19 protein-coding genes and 1 tRNA gene are annotated in these 22,474 nt (G+C 49.4%); 14 read left to right on the top strand and 6 right to left on the bottom strand.

Annotated features, from left to right (window positions below; all coding sequences use genetic code 11):
- Genes nagZ through hinT form a run of 3 tightly spaced genes read right to left on the bottom strand, consistent with a single transcriptional unit; the run spans window position 1 to window position 1,768 of the window.
- Window positions 1-1,044 carry a beta-N-acetylhexosaminidase gene (gene nagZ, locus ACESOH_RS00675; protein WP_373099007.1) on the bottom strand — a complete coding sequence of 348 codons (1,044 nt, stop codon included), beginning with the start codon at window positions 1,042-1,044 and terminating at the stop codon, window positions 1-3.
- Window positions 1,045-1,052: 8 nt separating this feature from the next.
- A complete protein-coding gene (locus tag ACESOH_RS00670) occupies window positions 1,053-1,412 on the bottom strand; it encodes a YcfL family putative periplasmic lipoprotein (protein WP_373099005.1) in 360 nt (119 codons plus the stop codon).
- 5 nt (window positions 1,413-1,417) lie between these two features.
- Window positions 1,418-1,768 carry a purine nucleoside phosphoramidase gene (hinT, locus tag ACESOH_RS00665; protein WP_032092559.1) on the bottom strand — a complete coding sequence of 117 codons (351 nt, stop codon included), beginning with the start codon at window positions 1,766-1,768 and terminating at the stop codon, window positions 1,418-1,420.
- A gap of 246 nt (window positions 1,769-2,014) precedes the next feature.
- On the opposite strand from hinT, the gene focA reads away from it, so the two are divergent.
- The 4 genes from focA to pflA all read left to right on the top strand — a co-directional run bounded on the left by focA (window position 2,015) and on the right by pflA (window position 7,178).
- Complete coding sequence (focA, locus tag ACESOH_RS00660; protein ID WP_373099003.1) at window positions 2,015-2,869, top strand: formate transporter FocA; 855 nt, start codon at window positions 2,015-2,017, stop codon at window positions 2,867-2,869.
- 78 nt (window positions 2,870-2,947) lie between these two features.
- Window positions 2,948-5,260 (top strand): formate C-acetyltransferase, encoded by a 2,313-nt coding sequence (pflB, locus tag ACESOH_RS00655; RefSeq protein WP_032092561.1) that lies wholly within the window; start codon window positions 2,948-2,950, stop codon window positions 5,258-5,260.
- A gap of 235 nt (window positions 5,261-5,495) precedes the next feature.
- Entirely contained in the window at window positions 5,496-6,308 is an 813-nt protein-coding gene (locus ACESOH_RS00650) for a 5'-nucleotidase, lipoprotein e(P4) family (protein ID WP_373099000.1), read from the top strand.
- Window positions 6,309-6,437: 129 nt separating this feature from the next.
- Window positions 6,438-7,178: a pyruvate formate lyase 1-activating protein gene (gene pflA / locus ACESOH_RS00645; protein WP_032092563.1), complete on the top strand. Its 741-nt coding sequence runs from the start codon at window positions 6,438-6,440 to the stop codon at window positions 7,176-7,178.
- A 176-nt stretch (window positions 7,179-7,354) separates the two neighbouring features.
- On the opposite strand, the gene ACESOH_RS00640 is transcribed toward pflA, so the two are convergent.
- Together ACESOH_RS00640 and lpxH are read right to left on the bottom strand one after the other, a co-directional pair.
- Window positions 7,355-7,861, bottom strand: coding sequence for a DUF2301 domain-containing membrane protein (locus ACESOH_RS00640; RefSeq protein ID WP_373098998.1), 507 nt, complete (start codon window positions 7,859-7,861; stop codon window positions 7,355-7,357).
- A 27-nt stretch (window positions 7,862-7,888) separates the two neighbouring features.
- The gene (gene lpxH / locus ACESOH_RS00635; RefSeq protein ID WP_373098996.1) at window positions 7,889-8,602 is read right to left on the bottom strand and encodes a UDP-2,3-diacylglucosamine diphosphatase; all 714 of its coding nucleotides are present in this window, start codon (window positions 8,600-8,602) and stop codon (window positions 7,889-7,891) included.
- A 111-nt stretch (window positions 8,603-8,713) separates the two neighbouring features.
- Here lpxH and ACESOH_RS00630 point away from each other — a divergent pair, with 111 nt between their 5' ends.
- Both ACESOH_RS00630 and ACESOH_RS00625 read left to right on the top strand, forming a co-directional pair.
- Entirely contained in the window at window positions 8,714-9,445 is a 732-nt protein-coding gene (locus ACESOH_RS00630) for a 1-acylglycerol-3-phosphate O-acyltransferase (protein ID WP_373098994.1), read from the top strand.
- Window positions 9,446-9,463: 18 nt separating this feature from the next.
- Complete coding sequence (locus tag ACESOH_RS00625; RefSeq protein ID WP_373098993.1) at window positions 9,464-10,873, top strand: multicopper oxidase domain-containing protein; 1,410 nt, start codon at window positions 9,464-9,466, stop codon at window positions 10,871-10,873.
- 281 nt (window positions 10,874-11,154) lie between these two features.
- Here ACESOH_RS00625 and ACESOH_RS00620 read toward each other — a convergent pair.
- Window positions 11,155-11,244, bottom strand: a tRNA-Ser gene (locus ACESOH_RS00620).
- 144 nt (window positions 11,245-11,388) lie between these two features.
- Between ACESOH_RS00620 and dauA the strand changes: the two genes are divergently transcribed.
- From dauA to ACESOH_RS00580, 8 genes are all read left to right on the top strand, one after another.
- Entirely contained in the window at window positions 11,389-13,131 is a 1,743-nt protein-coding gene (gene dauA, locus ACESOH_RS00615; RefSeq protein WP_373098991.1) for a C4-dicarboxylic acid transporter DauA, read from the top strand.
- Window positions 13,132-13,255: 124 nt separating this feature from the next.
- Window positions 13,256-16,693, top strand: coding sequence for a transcription-repair coupling factor (gene mfd, locus ACESOH_RS00610; RefSeq protein ID WP_373098989.1), 3,438 nt, complete (start codon window positions 13,256-13,258; stop codon window positions 16,691-16,693).
- Between the two features lie 103 nt (window positions 16,694-16,796).
- Window positions 16,797-17,381 (top strand): D-sedoheptulose 7-phosphate isomerase, encoded by a 585-nt coding sequence (gene lpcA, locus ACESOH_RS00605; protein ID WP_373098987.1) that lies wholly within the window; start codon window positions 16,797-16,799, stop codon window positions 17,379-17,381.
- Between the two features lie 161 nt (window positions 17,382-17,542).
- On the top strand, window positions 17,543-18,280 hold the full coding sequence (gene artP, locus ACESOH_RS00600) for an arginine ABC transporter ATP-binding protein ArtP (RefSeq protein ID WP_373098985.1): 738 nt from the start codon (window positions 17,543-17,545) through the stop codon (window positions 18,278-18,280).
- Window positions 18,281-18,290: 10 nt separating this feature from the next.
- Window positions 18,291-19,013 (top strand): transporter substrate-binding domain-containing protein, encoded by a 723-nt coding sequence (locus ACESOH_RS00595; RefSeq protein ID WP_373098984.1) that lies wholly within the window; start codon window positions 18,291-18,293, stop codon window positions 19,011-19,013.
- Between the two features lie 5 nt (window positions 19,014-19,018).
- Window positions 19,019-19,690, top strand: coding sequence for an arginine ABC transporter permease ArtQ (artQ, locus tag ACESOH_RS00590; protein ID WP_032092593.1), 672 nt, complete (start codon window positions 19,019-19,021; stop codon window positions 19,688-19,690).
- Window positions 19,690-20,373 carry an arginine ABC transporter permease ArtM gene (gene artM, locus ACESOH_RS00585; protein WP_032092594.1) on the top strand — a complete coding sequence of 228 codons (684 nt, stop codon included), beginning with the start codon at window positions 19,690-19,692 and terminating at the stop codon, window positions 20,371-20,373. Before artQ ends, artM begins: the two co-directional genes overlap by 1 nt.
- Window positions 20,374-20,522: 149 nt before the next feature.
- Window positions 20,523-22,469, top strand: a complete 1,947-nt coding sequence (locus ACESOH_RS00580; RefSeq protein ID WP_373098982.1) for an LTA synthase family protein — start codon at window positions 20,523-20,525, stop codon at window positions 22,467-22,469.
- Window positions 22,470-22,474: the final 5 nt, after the last annotated feature.

The following is a 22,474-nucleotide window of genomic DNA, read 5'->3' as shown; positions in this document are numbered from 1 at the left end:
TTATTCCTTCGCGCTCAGCCAGTGTTGCTGAAGTGCGGTCAGTTTTTGATGATTTTCCCGCCAACGGGCAGACTGTTGCAGTTCATCCCAGCTGAGCGTTTTCCGTTTAAACAGCCGTTGTCGCCGCGTGTGGCGTAATGCGGCCTGCTGTGCCGATTCCTGCGGTTTGAAATTGTCCAGCACCTGAATCACTCCGTCGCGTTCATTGCACAGCAACAGTAAATCGCAGCCGGCGTACAGCGCTTTTGCGCAGCGACTGACAAAATCGCCCATAAAACCGGCGCCTTTCATGCCCAGATCATCGGAAAAAATCGCCCCTTGAAAATGGAATGTTTCGCGCAGTATCTGCTTCAGCCAATAATCGGAACCGCTGGCAGGTTGGGCGTCGCACTGCGTGTAGATAACATGTGCCGGCATGACCGCATCCAAACAGCCGCGCGCGATCAGTTGGCGGAACGGCTGAATATCCCGGCTGAAAATTTCCGCCTGACTGCGATCATCATAAGGGGTTTCCAGATGCGAATCCGCCAGTACATGACCATGGCCGGGAAAATGCTTGCCGGTGGCCGCCATGCCCGCCTGATGCATGCCGGCGATAAACTGTGCGGCGAGGCGGATTGTCGGTGCGCATTCGGTATGAAAGCTGCGATCGCCGATGGCTTTGCATTGATGACCGAGATCCAGCACCGGCGCGAAACTTAAATCAATGCCAAGTGCGGTCATTTCCGCCGCCATTTGCCAGCCCGCCTGTAAGGCCGTTTCCGCCTGTCGGGCGGGATCGGTAATCAGTGAGGCGAAAGCCTGCATCGCGGGCAGTTGGGTGAAGCCGTCACGAAAACGCTGTACGCGTCCGCCTTCCTGATCGACGGTGATCAGCAAGTCTTGTTTCACGTCACGAATGGCACTGACCAGCGCCTGAATCTGCGCCCGATCGTGAAAGTTGCGGCTGAATAAAATGACGCCGGCGATCAGTGGGTGCGCTAATAATTCCGCATCTTCCCGGGTAAGCGCCTGACCCGCCAAATCAATAAGCAGTGTGGACATGGTAAACCTTATTTTAAGCGTAAATAAAGACGATAGTTGACGCTGTCGGCTGTCGGGCGGCGCAGTTCAAGTGCGGTTTGTTGTTGCGGCATGAGGCTGACCGACGGCGAGGCGCTCAGCTCGCTGTCCGGGTTTTGCGTTACGCCGTTTTTGTCATACCAGAAAAAATGATAGGCGACGCTAACCGGTTGTGCGGATTTATTTTTTATCCGGGCGGAATGAGGCTCGGCGCTGGCGTCAATCAAATCGACCAGATTCGCTTCCATATTCAGAATCGGTTTTGTGGTGTGCACCAGATTCGGTGTCGGCGTGGAACCGCAGGCGGTTAACATAACGCACAGAATGCTGCAGGCAAGTATTTTGTTCATGAGGTTTATTTCGCCAGCATTTTGCCTAAGGGTTCGCCACCGACCAAGTGCATATGCACATGGAACACTTCCTGCCCGCCGTGTTTGTTGCAGTTGACGATTAGGCGATAACCGTCTTGTGCGATGCCTTCCTGCTCCGCCAGTTTAGCGGCGACGGTAAACAGTCGTCCCAGACTGATTTCATCCTGCTCGGTGACATCGTTAACGGTCGGAATCAGCTTGTTCGGGATAATCAGAATGTGGGTTTTGGCTTGCGGTGAAATATCACGGAAAGCGGTGACCAGTTCATCCTGATAGACAATATCGGCGGGAATTTCTTTGCGGATGATTTTACTGAAAATTGTTTCTTCTGCCATAGTAATATCCTTGGTTTATAATGGGTTTTATGGAGCACATTTTTAGCAGAAAATCATTAAAATAGCAATTTGAGAAAGTGTTTGTTAAGTTAATGTTAATCAAGAAATTTATTTCAGGTCTCGATGTTAAATAAATGTTAAATAAGACTATTTTTAAAAAAATTTATAAAAAATAAAAATTTTTTTAGTTTAAAGTTTTGTCCGAATGCCTTAGAATAGGCGGAGTTAATTCTTGTGGGATACATAATGAAAACGGAAAACTCAATCAGCCTGATGGCAACCCCGACAGAAATGGCGCAAATCGGCGAGGACGTCGGTGCATATAAAGCCACTAAAAACCAATTCTACTCTTTCTTATCGGCAATTTCCGCCGGCGCATTTATCGCCCTTGCATTTATCTTCTATACGACAACTCAAACCGGCAGCGCCGGCGCTCCATGGGGATTAACTAAACTGGTCGGCGGATTGGTTTTTTCCATCGGTGTGATTATGGTCGTGGTATGCGGTTGTGAGTTATTCACTTCATCCACCATGACGCTGGTTGCCCGCGCCGGCGGACGGATTAATACCTTCCAGATGCTGCGTAACTGGGCAGTGGTATATTGCGGTAACTTTGTCGGTGCAATCGTGATTGTTCTGTTGGTGTGGTTTGCCGGTCAAACAATGGCGGCTGACGGACAATGGGGGCTGACCATTTTAAACACGGCACAGCATAAAATTCACCATACTTGGTTTGAAGCCTTTTGCTTAGGGATTCTGTGTAACATTATGGTCTGTATCGCCATTTGGATGGCCTATGCGGGCAAAACCTTAACCGATAAAGCCTTTATTATGATTTTGCCGATCGGGCTGTTTGTGGCTTCCGGTTTCGAGCATAGCGTGGCGAATATGTTTATGATTCCGATGGGAATTTTCACCGCACATTTCAGCTCGGCGGAATTCTGGCAGGCGATTGAAATGGATCCGGCGCAGTTCGCGGATCTGGACGTTTATCATTTCGTAGTAAAAAATCTCATTCCCGTTACCTTGGGCAATATTGTCGGCGGCGGGGTTTGTATCGCATTGCTGCAGTGGTTTACCAATAAACCGCATGCACATTAGTTTAGGGGTAAGAGCGGTTGATTTTGGCACCGTTTTTACATTGTTGAAATTTATCTACTAGAGAAGGAAGTTATAGCAATGACTCAATTAACAGAAGCTCAACAGAAAGCGTGGGAAGGGTTTGTGCCGGGAGACTGGCAGACCGAAGTAAACGTACGCGATTTTATCCAGAAAAACTACACACCTTATGAAGGCGATGAATCATTCCTGGCGGATGCGACCGAAGCGACCACCGCATTATGGAATGATGTCATGGAAAAAATTAAAGTTGAGAATAAAACACACGAACCATATGACATTGACACCGATACACCGTCAACCATTACTTCGCACAAAGCCGGTTATATCAACAAAGCATTGGAAAAAATCGTCGGTTTGCAAACCGATGCGCCGTTAAAACGCGCGATCATGCCATTCGGCGGAATTAAGATGGTGAAAGGTTCATGTCAGGTTTATCGTCGCGAATTAAAACCTGAAATCGAACATATCTTTACGGAATACCGTAAAACCCATAACCAAGGGGTATTTGACGTTTATACGCCGGATATTTTGCGCTGCCGTAAATCCGGCGTGATTACCGGTTTGCCGGATGCTTACGGCCGTGGTCGTATTATCGGTGACTATCGTCGTCTGGCGGTATATGGCGTTGATTTCTTAATGAAAGATAAATTCAAACAATTTACTTCATTACAGCCTCGTCTGGAAAGCGGTGAAGATATTCAGGCAACCATTCAGCTGCGTGAAGAAATCGCCGAACAACACCGTGCTTTAGGCAAAATCAAAGAAATGGCGGCCTCTTATGGTTGTGATATTTCCAATCCGGCGACTAACGCGCAGGAAGCGGTACAATGGACTTATTTCGCCTACCTTGCGGCGGTGAAATCACAAAACGGTGCGGCAATGTCGTTCGGTCGCGTATCCAGCTTCTTGGATATTTATATTGAACGTGACTTAAAAGCCGGCAAAATTACCGAACAGGAAGCGCAGGAATTAATCGACCACTTAGTCATGAAACTGCGTATGGTGCGTTTCTTGCGTACCCCTGAATACGATCAATTATTCTCCGGTGACCCGATGTGGGCAACTGAAACCTTAGCCGGTATGGGCTTAGACGGTCGTACCTTGGTGACTAAAAACAGTTTCCGTATGCTGCATACGCTGTATACCATGGGGCCGTCGCCTGAACCGAACTTAACTATTCTGTGGTCAGAACAGTTGCCGGAAGCATTCAAACGTTTCTGCGCCAAAGTGTCTATTGATACTTCATCCGTACAATATGAAAATGACGATTTAATGCGTCCTGATTTCAATAACGATGACTATGCGATTGCCTGCTGCGTAAGCCCGATGGTGGTCGGTAAACAAATGCAGTTCTTCGGTGCCCGTGCGAATCTGGCGAAAACCCTGCTGTATGCGATCAACGGCGGTGTTGATGAAAAATCCGGCGTACAGGTCGGCCCTAAAACCGCACCTATCACCGATGAGGTGCTGAATTTCGATACCGTGATGGATCGTATGGATCATTTTATGGATTGGTTGGCAACCCAATATGTGACCGCATTGAACATTATCCACTTTATGCATGATAAATATGCCTATGAAGCGGCGTTAATGGCGTTCCATGATCGTGACGTATTCCGTACCATGGCTTGCGGTATCGCCGGGCTTTCCGTGGCGGCAGACTCTCTGGCGGCAATTAAATATGCGAAAGTTAAACCGGTTCGCGGTGATATCAAAGATAAAGACGGCAATGTTGTGGCTTCCAATGTGGCGATTGATTTTGAAATCGAAGGCGAATATCCGCAATTCGGTAACAACGACAGCCGTGTGGATGACTTAGCGGTTGATTTGGTCGAACGTTTCATGAAGAAAATTCAGACTCACAAAACATACCGCAATGCGACACCGACACAATCCGTGCTGACCATTACCTCTAACGTGGTGTACGGTAAGAAAACCGGTAATACGCCGGATGGTCGTCGTGCAGGCGCCCCATTCGGACCGGGTGCCAACCCAATGCACGGTCGTGACCAGAAAGGTGCGGTTGCCTCGCTGACTTCTGTTGCCAAACTGCCGTTCGCTTACGCAAAAGATGGTATTTCTTATACCTTCTCTATCGTACCGAATGCGTTAGGTAAAGACATTGACGCACAAAAACGCAATCTTGCCGGCTTAATGGACGGTTACTTCCATCACGAAGCCTCCGTGGAAGGCGGTCAGCACTTGAACGTTAACGTATTAAACCGTGAAACCTTATTGGATGCGATTGATCATCCTGAGAAATATCCTCAGCTGACAATCCGTGTTTCCGGTTATGCGGTACGTTTCAACTCGCTAACCAGAGAGCAGCAGCAAGACGTCATTACCCGTACATTTACTCAGTCAATGTAAACGGTGAATGTTAAGGCGGTAAGTGTTAATTATGTAAGGTGGTTTTATCATAATTATCCGTGCTGACAGACGGTATTTTCAGCACCGCTTATCGCCGAATAAAGTAATTGATTGCTAAGGGAACATATATGAAATATAGTGTTCCCTTACATTTATGTAAGTTGTAAACGTTGTATTCAGTCGTCTATTTATTATCCGTAACACTACTATTCCACCTTATGTAAGGAGACATCGAATGAAAAACATCAAGATTAAACTCACAACACTGGCTTTGGCATCCGCTTTTATGTTGACCGCCTGCGGCAATAAAATCGAAGGTGACGCCCGCCTGCAGGAACAGGCCGTATTGGGGCTGAACTGGGTGCAGCAGTCCGGTGAGTATCAGGCGCTGGCGTATCAGGCGTTTAATATTGCAAAAGTCGCGTTTGATAACGCTAAAGTCAGCAAAGGAAAGAAAAAAGCCGTTGTCGTCGATCTTGATGAAACCATGGTGGATAACAGCGCTTATGCCGGCTGGCAGGTGCAAAACGGCAAAGCCTTCGACGGCGCAGACTGGACCCGCTGGGTTGAAGCGCGGCAGACCGGTGCCATTGCCGGAGCGGTGGAATTCAATAATTATGTCAATGCGCACGGCGGCAAAATGTTCTATGTTTCCAACCGGAAAGATGCGGGAGAAAAAGCCGGCACTGTGGATGACATGAAAAAATTAGGCTTTACCGGCGTCGGTGACGACACATTATATCTGAAAAAAGACAAATCGAATAAGTCAGTACGTTTTGCCGAAATTGAGCAGCAAGGTTATGAAATCGTGCTGTATATCGGCGATAACTTAAACGATTTCGGCGATGCCACTTACCGTAAATCCAATGCGGAACGCCGTGCTTTTGTGGCTGAAAACAGTAAAGCGTTCGGCACAAAATTTATTGTTCTGCCGAACCCGAATTACGGCGACTGGGAAGGCGGACTGGCAAAAGATTATTATAAAAACGACGCGCAAGGTCGTGTTAAAATCCGCCATGACGCGATCAAAGCGTGGGACGGTAAATAATCTTTGCGGATTTTAAACCGCACTATTTCAGAAAATTCCCCTTTATGTCTGACAGAGGGGAATTTTCCCATATTATGCTATCGATTTTTACTTTATTTTCTACTCAGCTATTTATCAATAAGGAACATTATGTCTGTTGTGGCTCGTTATCATTCTTATGAATCCTGCGGCACCGTGGATGGGCCGGGGATTCGTTTTATCCTGTTTTTACAAGGCTGCCTGATGCGTTGTAAATACTGCCATAATCGCGACACTTGGGATTTACACGGCGGCAAAGAAATTACCGTCGAAGAGCTTATGAAAGAAGTGGTGACTTATCGCCATTTCATGAACGCTTCCGGCGGCGGTGTCACCGCATCCGGTGGAGAAGCGATTTTGCAGGCCGAATTTGTACGTGACTGGTTTCGGGCCTGTAAAGCAAACGGGATTCACACCTGCTTAGATACCAACGGTTTTGTGCGCCATTATGATCATGTTATTGACGAATTACTCGACGTGACGGATCTGGTGTTACTGGATTTGAAAGAATTAAACGACAAAATTCACCAGAATTTAATCGGCGTACCGAATAAACGCACGCTGGAATTCGCCAAATACCTGCAAAAACGCAATCAAAAGGTCTGGATCCGCTATGTCGTGGTACCCGGCTGGACGGACAACGATCATGACGTGCATTTGCTGGGCCAGTTCATTCAGGGCATGAACAATATCGAAAAGGTGGAACTGCTGCCTTATCACCGTTTGGGCGCGCATAAATGGGCGGCCATGGGCGAAAAATATGAGCTGGAAGATGTCAAACCGCCGACTAAAGAATCCCTCGAACATATCAAACAAATTCTGGAAGGTTACGGCCATATCGTAAAATATTAACCCGACCTCCTACCCCAAAAGTGCGGTGCTTTTTACGCGTGTTTTTTCGGATGAGCACACCGCGAAAATTATGTTAGAAATTACCGCACTTTATTACTTTTCCTGCATTAGTCATTACTCGCTAACATAGCAATCGCCGCTTCAAAATATCACCGTCAGATAAAATTGGCTTGCGTTTAAACCTGATACTTCATTTTATCACCAATATCAAAATGTAACGGCATGCGCCATTTTTGTATTGCGGTAAGCAAGAATAAAACGCTGCTGATAACGGATAATATATTGAAAATAAAGGTGAAATTAAATAGGGCGCTGAACCAGAGCAGGGCGAGGAACAACGGTTGCAGGTTGAGGCAGAATATTTTAAAACAAAAGTATTCTTTATAAGCCAAGCCGCCCAGCGTGACGAAAACCGCGCCCAGCGCCAGTTCATGAAAACCGAATAAGTGGCACAACAGGGCGCTCCAGGTGGCGAACTGTAGCAATAGACGAAAGTGTTTCAGATAAATATGCAGGGATGAGGCGCAGCACATGGCGGCGATTAATAATCCCGTATAGGCCTGTTCGGGGTAGTAGGGCAGCAATGCGGTCATGATGGCGGCTAAAACGAAGCCGCTGCGGTAGAGGATTACGGTAAGATAATCCCAAAAGTCCATCGGGGATTTAATATGCGGGTCTGCCATTGTGGTCTCCTTTTTTAATATTCGTTTCTAATTTTCGTTGATAAAGTGCAAATCGTGCGCGGAAACTTCCAGTACGGAGGCAGTTTCGCCCCAATCGCCCAGCACGATGCGGGTAAAGTGCGGTTCGATTTTATGAATATTTTGCCGATGCGTATGCCCGTGAATCAGCTGTCGGACATGGAAGCGGTCAAATATTTGCAATACGAAATCCGGCGTGACATCCATAATCTGCTCGGATTTTTGTTTTTTGTCCGCCTGACTTTTGGCCCGGATTTTCTGCGCGATTTTTAACCGCACTTTGAGCGGTAAACACAAAAATAACCGTTGGCGCCATTGTTGGTGTACTTTGCGGCGGTATTGCTGATAGGCGTGATCGTCGGTGCAAAGCGTATCGCCGTGGCAAATTAAGGTCGGCGTGCCATATAAATCAATACGTTGATATTCCGGCAGGAGCTGCAGGCCGCAGCTGCGGGCGAAGTTTTCCCCGAGCAGGAAATCCCGGTTGCCGTGAATAAAATAACACGGAATGCCGTTGTCCGTCAGTTGCTGGATATGATGACGGACCAGTTCAATCAGGGGAGAGCGTTCATCGTCGCCGATCCAGAAATCGAATAAGTCGCCTAAAATATACAGTTTTTCCGCCTGCGGCGCTTTTTGCCGCATAAAATCGGTAAACAGGCGGGTTAAGTGCGGTCGGTTTTCGCTGAGATGTAAGTCCGCGATAAAATATGTTTTTTTCATAGCTGTTGGTGATGTGATTTTTTTCCGTAGAGTATCATTTTTTCTCCCGATTTCTACACATATTTGCCTATTTTCGCTATACTTGAGCAAATTTTTTTCGAGTCTTGAATTATGCTGAAAATCCTAAGAATTATTGTCATCACCTGTTGTTGTATTTTGATTTGCCTGCTCGGCACGCTTTATTCTTTTATCCGCTTTCGGAATCCGAGCAATGTCGGTGCGGTGGCGCGCTGGTTCGGGCGTTTATACCCGTTGTTCGGGCTGGCGGTCGAGCATCGTTTTCCGCCGAATGCCGGCAATATCGGCCCTTGCATTTATATCGGCAATCACCAGAATAACTATGATATGGTAACCATTTCCTATATGGTGATGCCGCGCACGGTGAGTGTCGGGAAAAAAAGCCTGATCTGGGTGCCGTTTTTCGGTATTTTATATTGGGCGACGGGAAATATTTTTCTGGATCGCGATAACCGCACCAAAGCGCACAGCACCATGTCTGAGCTGGCGCGCCGGATTAATGATGACAAGCTCTCTATCTGGATGTTTCCGGAAGGCACCCGCAGCCGCGGACGCGGATTGCTGCCGTTTAAAACCGGCGCCTTTTATGCCGCCATCGCTGCCGGAGTGCCGATTGTGCCAGTGGTGTGTTCCACCACGCATAATCAGGTGGATCTTAACCGTTGGCATAATGGCAAGGTCATTTGTGAAATTTTAGACCCCGTCGATACATCCGGTTATAGCAAAGAAAATGTGCGCGAGCTGGCGGAACATTGTTATCAGATTATGCAGCGCCGCATCGCCGAACTGGATGCCGAACTGGCGCAGTCCAATCCGCCGGCTTAATCCTGACAGGTACGCAGCATGAAACATTATTCCCGTCGTCAGCTTTTAAAAACCGCATTGCTGGCCGGCGCATTTTCCGCCATTCCCGCGCCGTTGCTGGCGGCCGAGCGCCAGCCCTTGCGTATTCCGGGATTAATTGAAATCCGCCGCGGAAAACCGCTGTTTCTCGGTATGGAAAGCACGCAAACCCAGCTGATTCCCGGAAAATATACGGAAGTCTGGGGATTTAACGGCGCCTATCTGGGGCCGACGGTGAAAATTCGTCGCGGTGACTTCGCCAAATTAAATTATCGCAATAACTTGCCGCAGATCGTGGCGATTAATATTCAGGGCTTGCAGGCAAGCGCAGAGCTATTCGGCGGCGTGGCGCGCGCGTTCAAACCGAACGAAATCTGGGCGCCGATTGTGCCGATTAACCAACCCGCCGCAACCTGCTGGTATCATGCCTGCACGCTGGCAAGTTCGGCTTATCAGACTTATCGCGGCTTAGCCGGGCTGTGGATTATTGAAGATGAGGACAGCCGGAAACTGTCCCTGCCGCAAAAATACGGCGTGGATGATATTCCGCTGATTTTGCAGGATATGCGGCTTAACGCAGAAGGCGTGCAATTATTTCACCAAAATCAACCGCACTTTCTCGGCGAGCGGCTGTTTGTGAACGGGCAGGAAGCGCCTTATATCACCGTGACGCGGGGCTGGATTCGGTTGCGTTTGGTGAACGCCTCTTTATCAAGAGCCTATGAACTGCGTTTTGATGATGAACGGGAGTTCCAGATTATTGCGCAGGATTTGGGTTTTCTGCCGCAGGCGAAAACCGTCAATGCGGTGACATTGGCCCCAGGCGAACGAATCGAATTACTGGTGGATTTGAACGAAGGCGGCAACGCAACGCTGATTACCGGCAAAAAACGCAATTTTATCAATAAAATCAGTCAGTTTTTTAGCGCCGATGATGAACTGATTGATAATACGGTACTCGAACTGCGGCCGGAAGGGCTGGCGGTCGCCTTTAACGGCAAGCCGGCGGCGCAATTTAATACTGAAGCGCCGACATTGTTGAACAGCCATATCGCCAATGAGCGCACTTTTCATCTTGATGCGGGCAATGCGCTGCTCAACCAACAGCGGTTTGACCCGCGCCGCGTGGATGTGAATGCCGCTCTCGGCTCTGTCGAACGCTGGACGCTGACCGCTTCTGCCCCGGTGGGATTTAAGGTGCAGGGGGCGAAATTCATTGTTGAAAGTATTGACGATCAGCCGCTGGCGCAAAGTGAAATCGGTTGGAAAGACACAGTTCAGGTGAACGGCACGGTACGGATTCTGATTAAATTCGACAATATGTCGTCGAACAATTATCCGTTTATTTTCGGCGCGTCGGATTTAATGCTGGCGGACAAAGGCTGCCTCGGTTTGATTGTCGTACAATAACGGCTCGTAAACCGCCGCGTTAATACCAAACGTATCCGAATCACCGAAAAGCCTGCTATTTAATCAGGCTTTTTTTGTGTGCCGATATTATCTGTTGATTTTACTAAGTTTTTTATGGAATGATCCCTGAAAATTAAAACATCATTTTTTATTTGCTATACATGACAAACGGGATCATTTGGGATTTTTTCTGAAATCAAAACGGCTCGGAAAAAATATAAAAGCCAAAAATATTGTTTTTCAATGCGTTGGAAAATAGGAAAAAATTGAAAAAGTATGAATGGCGGTGAGAAGGGGATTCGAACCCCTGATGCACTTTCGCACATACACGCTTTCCAGGCGTGCTCCTTCAACCACTCGGACATCTCACCGGTTCTGGACAGGGCGAAAATATAAAGATTTCCGCACCTTTCGTCAAGTATTTTTTGTTTTTATTGCGCTAAAACAGCATTTTTTATCCAATTTTGAGCTAAAATACGACCTTATTTTTTTATGCTTATGCTATTAGGGTAGTTATGTTAAAAAAATGGTTTTTAACAAAAAATGTGTTTCTTGCGGTCAAACCGTTCAGTGCTTTGCGCGACAGCTTTCGTGCGGGTTACAGTAAACAACATCTGATCAGAGATATTATTGCCGGTTTAACCGTCGGTGTAATTGCCATTCCGTTATCCATGGCGCTGGCGATTGCCAGCGGGGTGCCGCCGCAGCACGGGTTATATACGGCGATTGTGGCGGGGACGCTGATCGCGTTAACCGGCGGTTCGCGCTTTAATATTTCCGGGCCGACGGCCGCCTTTGTGGTTATTCTTTATCCGATCACGCAGCAATTCGGTTTAAGCGGTTTGTTGATGGCAACGCTAATGTCCGGCATTATTCTTGTGCTGATGGCGCTGTTTCGTTTGGGGCGTTTGATCGAATATATCCCGTTGCCGGTGACGCTTGGCTTTACCTGCGGTATCGGTATTGTGATTGCCACGTTGCAGATTAAAGATTTTTTCGGGCTGACTATCGGTGAGATGCCGGCGCATTATATCGGCAAAGTTCAGACCATTTTCGCCGCGCTGCCGACGATTAACTGGGCGGATACCTTGGTGGGCGTCGTCACGTTATTGGTGCTGACTCAGTGGCATAAGCTGCGTTTACCGGTGCCCGGTCATTTGCCGGCGGTGATTGTCGGCACGCTGTTGTCGCTGGTTTTGCTACATTGCGGTTTTCAGATCGCCACGATCGGCTCGGCGTTCAGTTACAGCTTACCCGACGGCTCGACCGGGTATGGCATTCCGAATGTATTGCCGGCGTGGGTATTGCCGTGGAATATACCGAATGCGCAGGGAGAAACGGTGAACTGGAATTTCGACACATTGCAGGCGCTGTTGCCCGCTGCGTTTTCCATGGCGGTATTGGGCGCGATTGAATCCTTACTGTGCGCAGTGGTGCTGGATAATATGACCGGCACCAAACACCATTCCAATAATGAATTGCTGGCGCAAGGGCTGGGCAATATCGCCTCACCGTTTTTAGGCGGTATTACGGCAACGGCGGCGATTGCGCGTTCCGCCGCCAATGTGAAAGCCGGCGCCGTCTCACCGCTTGCCGCTATCGTGCATGCGTTGCTGGTGCTGTTCGCATTGCTGTTTTTTGCCCGCGCGCTGTCTTACCTGCCGTTGTCTTCCATGGCGGCGTTATTGCTGGTCGTGGCATGGAATATGGCGAATCTGCCGCAGATTATCCAGCTGATACGTCGCTCCGGACGTAATGAAATTGCGGTTTTGCTGACCTGCTTAATTCTGACCGTGATTTTCGATATGGTAATTGCCATTACTGTCGGCGTGTTGCTGGCCAGCCTGCTGTTTATCCGCACGGTGGCGGAAATGACCAAATCCATCGAAATCGCCCATCCGGAAGATCTGAGCGATATTCTGGTATATCGTATCAGCGGCCCGTTGTTTTTTGCCGCGGCGGATAACCTGTTTGCCGATTTGCATGAAAAAACCGTGCATACGGATCATGAAATCAAGCATATCGTTTTGCAGTGCGATGCGGTGACCGTACTAGATGCCGGCGGCATTCACGCGCTTACCCGTTTTGTGCAGAATATGCTGCCGCATCAGCAGCTGTATATGTGTAATATGCAGTTTCAACCGCTGCGCACGATTGTCAAATCCGCCAAAGTCAAAGAAATTAAAAAAATTATCTTCAGCGCCAATCTGGAGGTGACTTATCGTAAAATCCGAGCCTTTGAAAGCGGGATGAAGTAAGCCGTAAAGTCACTTGAAATACCTGTTTTTTTAAACAGGTATTTCATTGCAAGTTTTGTAATTTCCGCTAAACTATTCCACACTTGAATGTAATAAAAACGTTGAAAAAAACCACCGCACTTTTATGATGTATTTTAATCCTGATATTCCGACCCGCCCGCATGATCACAAAATTCTCGCCAATGTTATCGCCGACAGCGATGCGTTGGTGATCGCAGAAATCGCTCAGCAACACAACGGGATGACCGTAGTGATCACACCGGAGATGCGAAGTGCGGTGCGTTTGGAAAAAGTATTGCGCGAGTTCAGCACACGACCTGTCAGCATCTTTCCCGATTGGGAAACTTTGCCGTATGATAATTTTTCGCCGCATCAGGAAATTATTTCCGCCCGCTTAAGCGCCTTATTCCGCTTGCAGCACAGCAAACAAGGCATTTTTATCCTGCCGGTCACCACCTTAATGCAGCGTCTGTGTCCGCCGGAATTTCTACAACATCATGTGCTGTTGATTAAAAAAGGCGATCGGCTGGTTATCGACAAACTGCGCTTACAGCTGGAAAATGCCGGTTATCGCGCGGTGGAGCAGGTGCTGGAGCATGGCGAATATGCGGTGCGCGGCGCCTTGCTGGATTTATTTCCGATGGGCAGTGCGGTGCCGTTCCGGCTGGATTTTTTCGATGATGAAATCGACAGCATCCGCACCTTTGATGTGGACAGCCAGCGCACGGCGGAAGCCATTGACGCGGTGAATTTATTGCCGGCGCACGAGTTTCCGAGCGACAGCAAAGGCATTGAGTTTTTCCGCAGCCGTTTTCGCGAAACTTTCGGCGAAATCCGCCGCGACCCGGAACATATTTACCAGCAGGTAAGCAAAGGCACGCTGGTATCCGGCATTGAATACTGGCAGCCGCTGTTTTTTGAGCATATGGCGACGCTGTTCGATTATTTGCCCGCCGGCTGTTTAGTGGTGGAGCTGGAAGGCAATCCGGCGCAGGCGCAACGTTTTTACCAGGATATTGAACACCGTTATGCCAGCCGTCGGGTGGATCCGATGCGCCCGCTGTTGCCGCCGCATGCGTTATGGTTGTCCGTTGATGACATGAACCGGCAGCTTAAACAGTATCCGCGTATCAGCCTGCAACGGGAAAAAGTCGCCCGCGCCTCCGTCAGACAGAAAAACCTGCCGCTGGAGGCATTGCCGCCGCTGACGGTGCAGGCGCAGCAAAAAGAACCGCTGCGGGCGCTGCGTCAGTTTATGCAACAGTTTGACGGGCAAATCGTTTTTGCGGTGGAAAGCGAAGGGCGGCGCGAAACCTTGCTGGATTTGCTGGCGCCGTTGAAACTCAAACCGCAGCAGATCCATTCCCTGAATGCCGGCAAAGCGGCGCAAAGTTTGCTGATAAGCAACCTGGAACACGGTTTTATCCTTCGTCGCGAACAAGGTTCGCTGGCGCTTATCTGCGAAGCGGAACTGTTCGGGGAGCGAGTGCAGCAACGCAGCCGCGACAAACGCAAAGCCGTCAACCCGGATACCTTAATCCGTAATCTGGCGGAGCTGAAAATCGGCCAGCCGGTGGTGCATCTGGATCACGGCGTCGGGCGTTACGGCGGGCTGGTGACGCTGGAAAACGGCGGCGTGAAAGCGGAGTTTCTGTTGCTGGAATATGCCGGCGATGCCAAACTGTATGTGCCGGTCACCTCGCTGTATTTAATCAGCCGTTATGTGGGCGGCGCCGAAGACAACGCGCCGCTGCATAAACTGGGCGGTGATGCGTGGGCGCGTTCACGCCAGAAAGCGGCGGAAAAAATCCGCGACGTGGCGGCGGAATTACTGGATGTGTATGCGCAGCGGGAAGCGCAGCAGGGCTTCGCCTTTCATTATGATCGCGCCGAATTTATGCAGTTTGCCGCCACCTTCCCGTTTGAGGAAACGCCGGATCAAACCATGGCGATTAATGCGGTGATTGCCGATATGTGTCAGCCGAAAGCCATGGATCGTCTGGTGTGCGGTGATGTCGGTTTCGGCAAAACCGAAGTGGCGATGCGCGCAGCCTTTTTGGCGGTGATGAATCACAAACAGGTCGCCGTGCTGGTGCCGACCACCTTACTGGCGCAGCAGCATTATGATAATTTTAAAGACCGGTTTGCCAATCTGCCGGTTAATGTGGAAATGCTGTCGCGTTTCCGCAGTGCAAAAGAGCAGAAACAGATTCTGGAAAAGCTGGCGCAGGGCAAGATCGATATTCTGATCGGCACCCATAAACTGATTCAACCGGAAGTCAAATTTCATGATTTGGGGCTGCTGATTATTGATGAAGAACACCGCTTCGGCGTGCGGCAAAAGGAAAAAATCAAACGGCTGCGCGCCAATGTGGATATTTTAACCCTCACCGCCACGCCGATTCCGCGCACGCTGAATATGGCGATGAACGGCATCCGCGACCTGTCGATTATTTCCACCCCGCCGGCGCGCCGTTTGAGCATTCGTACTTTCGTGCGTCAGACCGACGATGTGATTATTCGCGAAGCCGTATTGCGCGAAATTCTGCGCGGCGGGCAGGTTTATTATCTGCATAACGATGTGGCGAGTATTGAAAATTGTGCGGAAAAACTGACCGCACTTATTCCGGAGGCGCGCATTGTCATCGGCCACGGACAAATGCGTGAACGCGAACTGGAGCGGGTGATGTCGGATTTTTATCATCAGCGTTTTAATCTGCTGGTGTGTTCCACCATTATCGAAACCGGTATCGACGTGCCGACGGCGAATACCATTATTATCGAACGGGCGGATAATTTCGGTCTGGCGCAGCTGCATCAGTTGCGCGGGCGAGTCGGGCGGTCGCATCATCAGGCGTATGCCTATTTACTCACGCCGCATCCGAAAGCGATGAGCAAAGATGCGCTGAAACGGCTGGAAGCGCTGGAAAGTCTGGATAATCTCGGCGCCGGTTTTGTGTTGGCCACCCATGATCTGGAAATTCGCGGTGCCGGCGAACTGCTTGGTGATGAACAAAGCGGACAAATCGAAAGTATCGGCTTTTCGTTATATATGGAATTGCTGGAAAGTGCGGTCAACGCCTTAAAAGAAGGGCGCGAACCGTCGCTGGACGAACTGACCCAGCAACAGGTGGACATTGATCTGCGTGTGCCGGCGCTGCTGCCGGAAGATTATCTCGGCGATGTGAATATGCGCTTGTCTTTTTATAAGCGTATCGCCGGTGCGGACAGCAAGCAGGAACTGGACGAGCTGAAAGTGGAACTGATCGATCGTTTCGGTCTGCTGCCGGAGGCGACCAAAAATCTGCTGCAAATCGCCGAGCTGCGCTTACAGGCGAAAGCGTTAAAAATCATTAAAATCGATGCGACGGCGCACGGCGGTTTTATTGAGTTTGCGCCGACGGCGGATCCGGATCCGATGAAGTTTCTGCATCTGATTAACGCCGAACCGACGGTTTACCGTTTCGACGGCCCGACCAAATTCCGCTTCGTCAAAGCCTTGAGCGAGAATAAAGTGCGGTTGGCATTTTTGACGGATTTGGTGAAATCTTTAATAGCGTAAGCAACGGGAATAGTTTAGAATTATTCGCATTTACAAGCCGGAATGCTTGATCAAACCAATGCAATATCAAACCAATGCAATAGATCGAAAAGGAGACAACAGAATGTATTTGGATCAAATCAAAGCCGAGTTGGTGGAAGCCCAGAGCGTATTGGATCGTTTTGTCAATGACGACAATAATATTAAGCTGATTGAACAGGCGGCGTTGCTGATTGCCGACAGTTTCAAACGGGGCGGTAAAGTGCTGTCCTGCGGCAACGGCGGTTCCCATTGCGATGCCATGCATTTCGCCGAAGAGCTGACCGGGCGTTATCGTGAAAACCGTCCGGGCTATCCGGCGATTGCCATTTCCGATGTCAGCCACTTAAGCTGCGTGAGCAACGACTTCGGTTACGATTATGTCTTTTCCCGTTATATCGAAGCGGTCGGTCAAAAAGGCGATGTGCTGTTCGGGCTGTCCACTTCCGGCAATTCGAAAAATGTGCTGAACGCCATTAAAGCCGCGAAAGAAAAAGGCATGAAAGTGATCGCCATGACCGGCAAAGACGGCGGGCAAATGGCGGGGCTGGCGGATGTGGAAATCCGTGTGCCGCATTTCCGTTATGCCGACCGCATTCAGGAAATTCATATTAAAGTGATTCATATTCTGATGATGATTATCGAATTTGAAATGGCGAAGCACCAATAAGCGGCGTTGCTTACCGGCGCGATGACCGGTTCGAAAGTGCGGTGGAAATTTTGATATTTTCGACCGCACTTTTTTATTGCCGGATAAAATTTTATTGCATATTTATGCAAAAAATATTAATATTCTTTCAGTTTTGCGAAAGACAGAGATAACCGATAAACATGACCATTAGTGTTAAAAATTTGAATTTTTTTTACGGGGCGTCGCAGGCGTTGTTTGATATCAATCTGACCGCTGAAGACGGCGATACCGTCGTCTTATTAGGCCCCAGCGGGGCGGGCAAAAGCACCCTTATCCGCACCCTGAATTTATTGGAAGTACCAAAATCCGGCGAGTTGAGTATCGCCAACAATAAATTCGATCTTTCCGTCGCCAAGGCGAACCCGAAACAAATGCGTCATCTGCGTCAAGATGTGGGCATGGTTTTCCAGCAATATAATCTGTGGCCGCACTTGACGGTGATCGAGAATTTAATCGAAGCGCCGGTTAAAGTGCTCGGTATGGATAAAGAAGACGCCAAAGCCCATGCCGTAGAGCTGCTGAAACGTTTACGGCTGGAGGAATTCGGCGCGCGTTTTCCGCTGCATTTATCCGGCGGGCAGCAACAGCGGGTGGCAATTGCCCGTGCTTTGATGATGAAACCGCAGGTGTTGCTGTTTGATGAACCGACCGCCGCACTGGACCCGGAAATTACCGCGCAGATTGTATCAATTATCCGCGAGTTGCAGGAAACCGGTATTACGCAGGTGATCGTTACGCATGAAGTGGCGGTGGCTAAAAAGGTCGCGACCAAAGTGGTTTATATGGAACGGGGTCATATTGTGGAAATCGGCGATGCCGGTTGCTTTGCCCATCCGCAGACGGAACAGTTTAAACAATATTTATCTCATTCGAATTAAGGAATTGATTATGAAGAAATTAGTCTTAACCGCCGTATTAGCCGGCGCCGCGCTGGCTGCCAATGCACAGGACATCACATTTGCGATGGAGCCGAGCTATCCGCCGTTTGAAACCACTGACGACAAAGGCGCGATTATCGGTTTTGATGTGGATATCGCCAATGCGATTTGTAAAGAAATCGACGCGACCTGCCATTTTAAGGCGCAGGCGTTTGATGCCCTGATTCCGAGCTTAATCAAAGGCCGCGGTTTTGATGCGGCAATTTCCGCCATCGATATTACCGAAGCCCGCGCCAAGCAAGTGGCCTTTTCCGCGCCTTACTATGAAAGTTCCGCCAGCTTTATTGCGGTGAAAGGCAAAGCGGATTTAGCCAGCGCCAAAACCGTCGGCGTACAAAACGGCACCACCTATCAGCAATATGTGAATGCGGAAGCCAAACAGTATGCGGCGAAATCTTATGCCAGCGTACAGGATGCCATTCTTGACTTGAAAAACGGCCGTATCGATCTGATTTTCGGGGATACCGACGTGCTGCGCGATATGTTTGAAAAAAATCCGGATCTGAGCTTCGTCGGCGAACGGGTGACGGATAAGCGTTATTTCAATAACGGTCTGGGCATTGCGGTCAATAAATCCAATACTGCGCTGCTGGACAGTCTGAATAAAGGCATTGCCGCGATTAAAGCCAATGGCGAATATCAGAAAATTTATGATAAATGGATGACGAAATAATCAGTATGTTCGTTGATTATCTTCCTTTAATGTACACCGCAACCCTGATGACGGTCGGGTTAGCGGTGTGTTCGTTATTATTGGGGCTGATTCTGGCGGTGCTGTTCGTGGTGCTGGAAACCAGCAAATGGACATGCGTACGCCGGCCGACGGCGGTTATCGTTACTTTACTGCGCGGCCTGCCGGAAATTCTGGTGGTGTTTTTAATTTATTTCGGTGCGCCGGAAGTGGTGGAGCTTATTACCGGTCGTTATGTGGAATTCGGCCCGTTCGGTTGCGGGGTGGTGGCGCTGTCGATTATTTTCGCGGCTTATGCGTCGCAATCATTACGCGGGGCGATTCAGGCCATTGCGCTGGGGCAATGGGAATCCGGCGCCGCACTGGGCTTAAGCCGCAGCTATACCTTTGTGCATATCATTATGCCGCAGGTCTGGCGCCATGCGCTGCCCGGTCTCAGTAATCAGTGGCTGGTATTGCTGAAAGACACCGCATTGGTGTCGCTGATCGGGGTGCAGGATTTAATGCGGCAGGCGGAATTAATCAATACCAACACGCATCAGCCTTTTACTTGGTATGGTTTCGCCGCATTGATTTATCTGGCGGTGACGCTGGTCAGCCAGGTGATTATCCGTCAACTGGAGCGGCGCTTTACCCGTTTTGAGCGAGGTACGGAATAATGATTCACGATTATTTTATGACTATCGCGCAAGGGATTCCTACCAGCCTGCTGCTCACCGTCGTGGCGCTGGCGATTGCATTTGTGCTGGCGGTCGGTTTAACCTTTCTGCTTTCCATGCAAAACAAGCTGCTGAAAAGTGCGGTCAATATTTACCTGACATTATTTACCGGCACGCCGTTATTGGTGCAGTTCTTTTTGATTTATTACGGCCCCGGTCAGTTTCAGTGGGTGGTGAACAGCCCGTTCTGGTCGTTGTTGTCCAACGCATGGTTCTGTGCGATGCTGACGCTGGCGTTAAACAGTGCGGCTTATTCGGCGCAGTTATTTCACGGCGCGGTGAAAGCGATCGCCAAAGGACAATGGGAAAGCTGCGCCGCGCTGGGGTTGAGCCGCTGGCAAACCTTAAAAATTCTGATTCCTTATGCCTTAAAGCGTGCGCTGCCGTCATACAGCAACGAAATTATTCTGGTGTTCAAAGGCACTTCGTTGGCCTCGACCATTACCATTCTGGATATTATGGGCTATGCCAGACAGCTTTACGGAACGGAATATGATGCGCTGACCATTTATGGCATCGCCGGCGTGATTTATCTGCTGATTACCGGCATCGCCACCTTGCTGCTGCGTCAGCTGGAACGTCGCGTGCTGGCGTTTGAGCGGCTGGAAGTAGAGAAAAATTAACCGCTTATCACTGTCTGAAAATAGAAAGATTTCCTCCTTTGGGCTGGAAATCTTTTTTTATGTCAAAAAATATTCTTGTTTGCGAGCAGAACTTTTCCGCGACTTTCCCGTCTAACTCGGTGCCCAAAACCATTCTAAAGGACACTTTAATGTACTCATTTAAAAAATCTTGCGGACCGCTTTATCCGATTATTGTTTTTTTCTGTCTTAATTTGCTCATACTTTCTTTAAGCCGTCTCGGCTTGTCGTTGTGGCAGGCGCAGCGGGTCGAGGCGGTTGACGGTTGGCTGCCGCTGTTGCTGCAAGGCGTACGAATTGATATTGCCGGTTTGTGCTGGCTGTTTTCCGTCGCCATTATTGTGGCCTGTCTGTTTTCCGGGGCGGGCAAAGCGGGGCGTGCCGCCGGCTTTTTCGTTCGCCTCTGGCTGACCTTAAGCAGCGTTTTTATCGTGTTTATGGAGTTGTGTACGCCGGCTTTTATCGACACTTACGATTTTCGCCCGAACCGTTTATTTATAGAATATCTGGTCAGCCCGAAAGAAGTGTTTACGATGCTGGCGAACGGACATCCGGCCGCGTTAATTTTAACGCCGATTCTGACCGCACTTTTTGCCCTGTTTTGCTGGAAACTGTCCGGCAAAGTGACGCGGAATCTGGCTTATCCGGCATGGCGCTGGCGCCCGCTGTTATTTGTGGTGGTGGCGGCGTTGACGTTTATCGGCGCGCGTTCGAGTTTTCAGCACCGCGGAATCAATCCTGCCATGGTGGCGTTTTCTTCCGATCCGCTGGTTAATTCTCTGGTGCTGAATTCCGGTTATTCGGTGATTTTTGCCATTCAGCAAATGAAAGACGAAGATAAATCGTCGGAAATCTACGGTAAAATGTCGCTGGAAGAGGTGGTCGATACCTTAAAACAGGCGCGCGGCCGCCCGCAGAGCGATTATATTTCCGACACATTGCCGATGCTGACGCAAAACCATGCGACCTATCAGGGCAAACCGAAAAACCTGGTGATTATTCTGGAAGAAAGTCTGGGCGCTCAATTTATCGGCACCTTAGGCGGTTTACCGCTGTCGCCGAATTTCGACCAACTGGCGAAACAAGGCTGGCTGTTTGACAATCTGTATGCCACAGGCACCCGTTCGGTACGCGGCATTGAAGCCGTCACCGCCGGTTTTACGCCGACGCCGGCGCGTTCGGTGGTGAAATTATCCGGCAGCCAGAACGGCTTTTTTACCATCGCCGATTTACTGGCGAAACAAGGCTATCAGACTTCCTTTATCTATGGCGGCGAAAAGCATTTCGACAACATGGCGAGTTTTTTCTACGGCAACGGTTTTCAGCAGATTATTGATGAAAAGGATTTTCCGCATCCGAAATTTGTCGCCACTTGGGGAATGAGCGATGAAGACTTGTTCGATAAAGCCGACGACACTTTCAAACGCCTGCATCAGGAGGGCAAGCCGTTCTTCAGTCTGGTATTTACCTCCAGCAATCACGATCCTTTTGAGTTTCCGGAGGGCAAAATTGAGCTGTATGAACAGCCGCAGGCTACTCGCAACAATGCGGCGAAATACGCGGATTATGCCTTGGGCTATTTCTTCAAATTAGCCAAACAGGCCGACTACTGGAAAGATACGGTCTTTCTGATTATCGCCGATCATGATTCGCGGGTGTACGGCAACAGCCTGGTGCCGATTTCGCATTTTCATATTCCGGCCTTGATTCTCGGCGATGGCATTGAAGCGAAACGGGATCCGCGTCTGGTCAGTCAGATTGATATGCCGACCACTTTGCTGTCTTTAATCGGCATCAGCGGCAATTACCCGATGCTCGGCTACGACCTCACCCAACCGGCCGATCCGAACCGCGCCCTGATGCAATTCGACAAAACGCTGGCTTATATGCGCGGCGATCAGGTGGCGATTTTACAGCAGGAACAACCGGCACGCGGGTTTATTTACAATAACCGTACAGGCGAGCTGAGCGGCGCGGATATTCCCGAACAAATCAAAAAAGAAGCCTTAGCCTATGCGTTATGGGGCAGTTATGCCTATAAACAACGCCTGCACAAAACGGAAGAGATGCAAAAATAATACGG

Source organism: Necropsobacter rosorum (assembly GCF_964241405.1).
Lineage (GTDB): Bacteria > Pseudomonadota > Gammaproteobacteria > Enterobacterales > Pasteurellaceae > Necropsobacter > Necropsobacter rosorum.
Note: the sequence above shows the minus strand (reverse complement) of the source record. Positions and strands in the feature narration are given on the sequence as shown.

Excerpts from the sequence above, each read along its gene's own strand:
- ACESOH_RS00580 (WP_373098982.1), top strand. The coding sequence starts at position 20,523 with ATGTACTCATTTAAAAAATCTTGCGGACCGCTTTATCCGATTATTGTT.
- artP (WP_373098985.1), top strand. The coding sequence starts at position 17,543 with ATGACCATTAGTGTTAAAAATTTGAATTTTTTTTACGGGGCGTCGCAG.
- mfd (WP_373098989.1), top strand. The coding sequence starts at position 13,256 with ATGATGTATTTTAATCCTGATATTCCGACCCGCCCGCATGATCACAAA.
- pflB (WP_032092561.1), top strand. The coding sequence starts at position 2,948 with ATGACTCAATTAACAGAAGCTCAACAGAAAGCGTGGGAAGGGTTTGTG.
- ACESOH_RS00670 (WP_373099005.1), bottom strand. The coding sequence starts at position 1,412 with ATGAACAAAATACTTGCCTGCAGCATTCTGTGCGTTATGTTAACCGCC.
- dauA (WP_373098991.1), top strand. The coding sequence starts at position 11,389 with ATGTTAAAAAAATGGTTTTTAACAAAAAATGTGTTTCTTGCGGTCAAA.
- lpxH (WP_373098996.1), bottom strand. The coding sequence starts at position 8,602 with ATGAAAAAAACATATTTTATCGCGGACTTACATCTCAGCGAAAACCGA.
- ACESOH_RS00630 (WP_373098994.1), top strand. The coding sequence starts at position 8,714 with ATGCTGAAAATCCTAAGAATTATTGTCATCACCTGTTGTTGTATTTTG.
- nagZ (WP_373099007.1), bottom strand. The coding sequence starts at position 1,044 with ATGTCCACACTGCTTATTGATTTGGCGGGTCAGGCGCTTACCCGGGAA.
- focA (WP_373099003.1), top strand. The coding sequence starts at position 2,015 with ATGAAAACGGAAAACTCAATCAGCCTGATGGCAACCCCGACAGAAATG.
- ACESOH_RS00640 (WP_373098998.1), bottom strand. The coding sequence starts at position 7,861 with ATGGCAGACCCGCATATTAAATCCCCGATGGACTTTTGGGATTATCTT.
- artQ (WP_032092593.1), top strand. The coding sequence starts at position 19,019 with ATGTTCGTTGATTATCTTCCTTTAATGTACACCGCAACCCTGATGACG.
- pflA (WP_032092563.1), top strand. The coding sequence starts at position 6,438 with ATGTCTGTTGTGGCTCGTTATCATTCTTATGAATCCTGCGGCACCGTG.
- ACESOH_RS00650 (WP_373099000.1), top strand. The coding sequence starts at position 5,496 with ATGAAAAACATCAAGATTAAACTCACAACACTGGCTTTGGCATCCGCT.
- artM (WP_032092594.1), top strand. The coding sequence starts at position 19,690 with ATGATTCACGATTATTTTATGACTATCGCGCAAGGGATTCCTACCAGC.
- lpcA (WP_373098987.1), top strand. The coding sequence starts at position 16,797 with ATGTATTTGGATCAAATCAAAGCCGAGTTGGTGGAAGCCCAGAGCGTA.
- ACESOH_RS00595 (WP_373098984.1), top strand. The coding sequence starts at position 18,291 with ATGAAGAAATTAGTCTTAACCGCCGTATTAGCCGGCGCCGCGCTGGCT.
- ACESOH_RS00625 (WP_373098993.1), top strand. The coding sequence starts at position 9,464 with ATGAAACATTATTCCCGTCGTCAGCTTTTAAAAACCGCATTGCTGGCC.
- hinT (WP_032092559.1), bottom strand. The coding sequence starts at position 1,768 with ATGGCAGAAGAAACAATTTTCAGTAAAATCATCCGCAAAGAAATTCCC.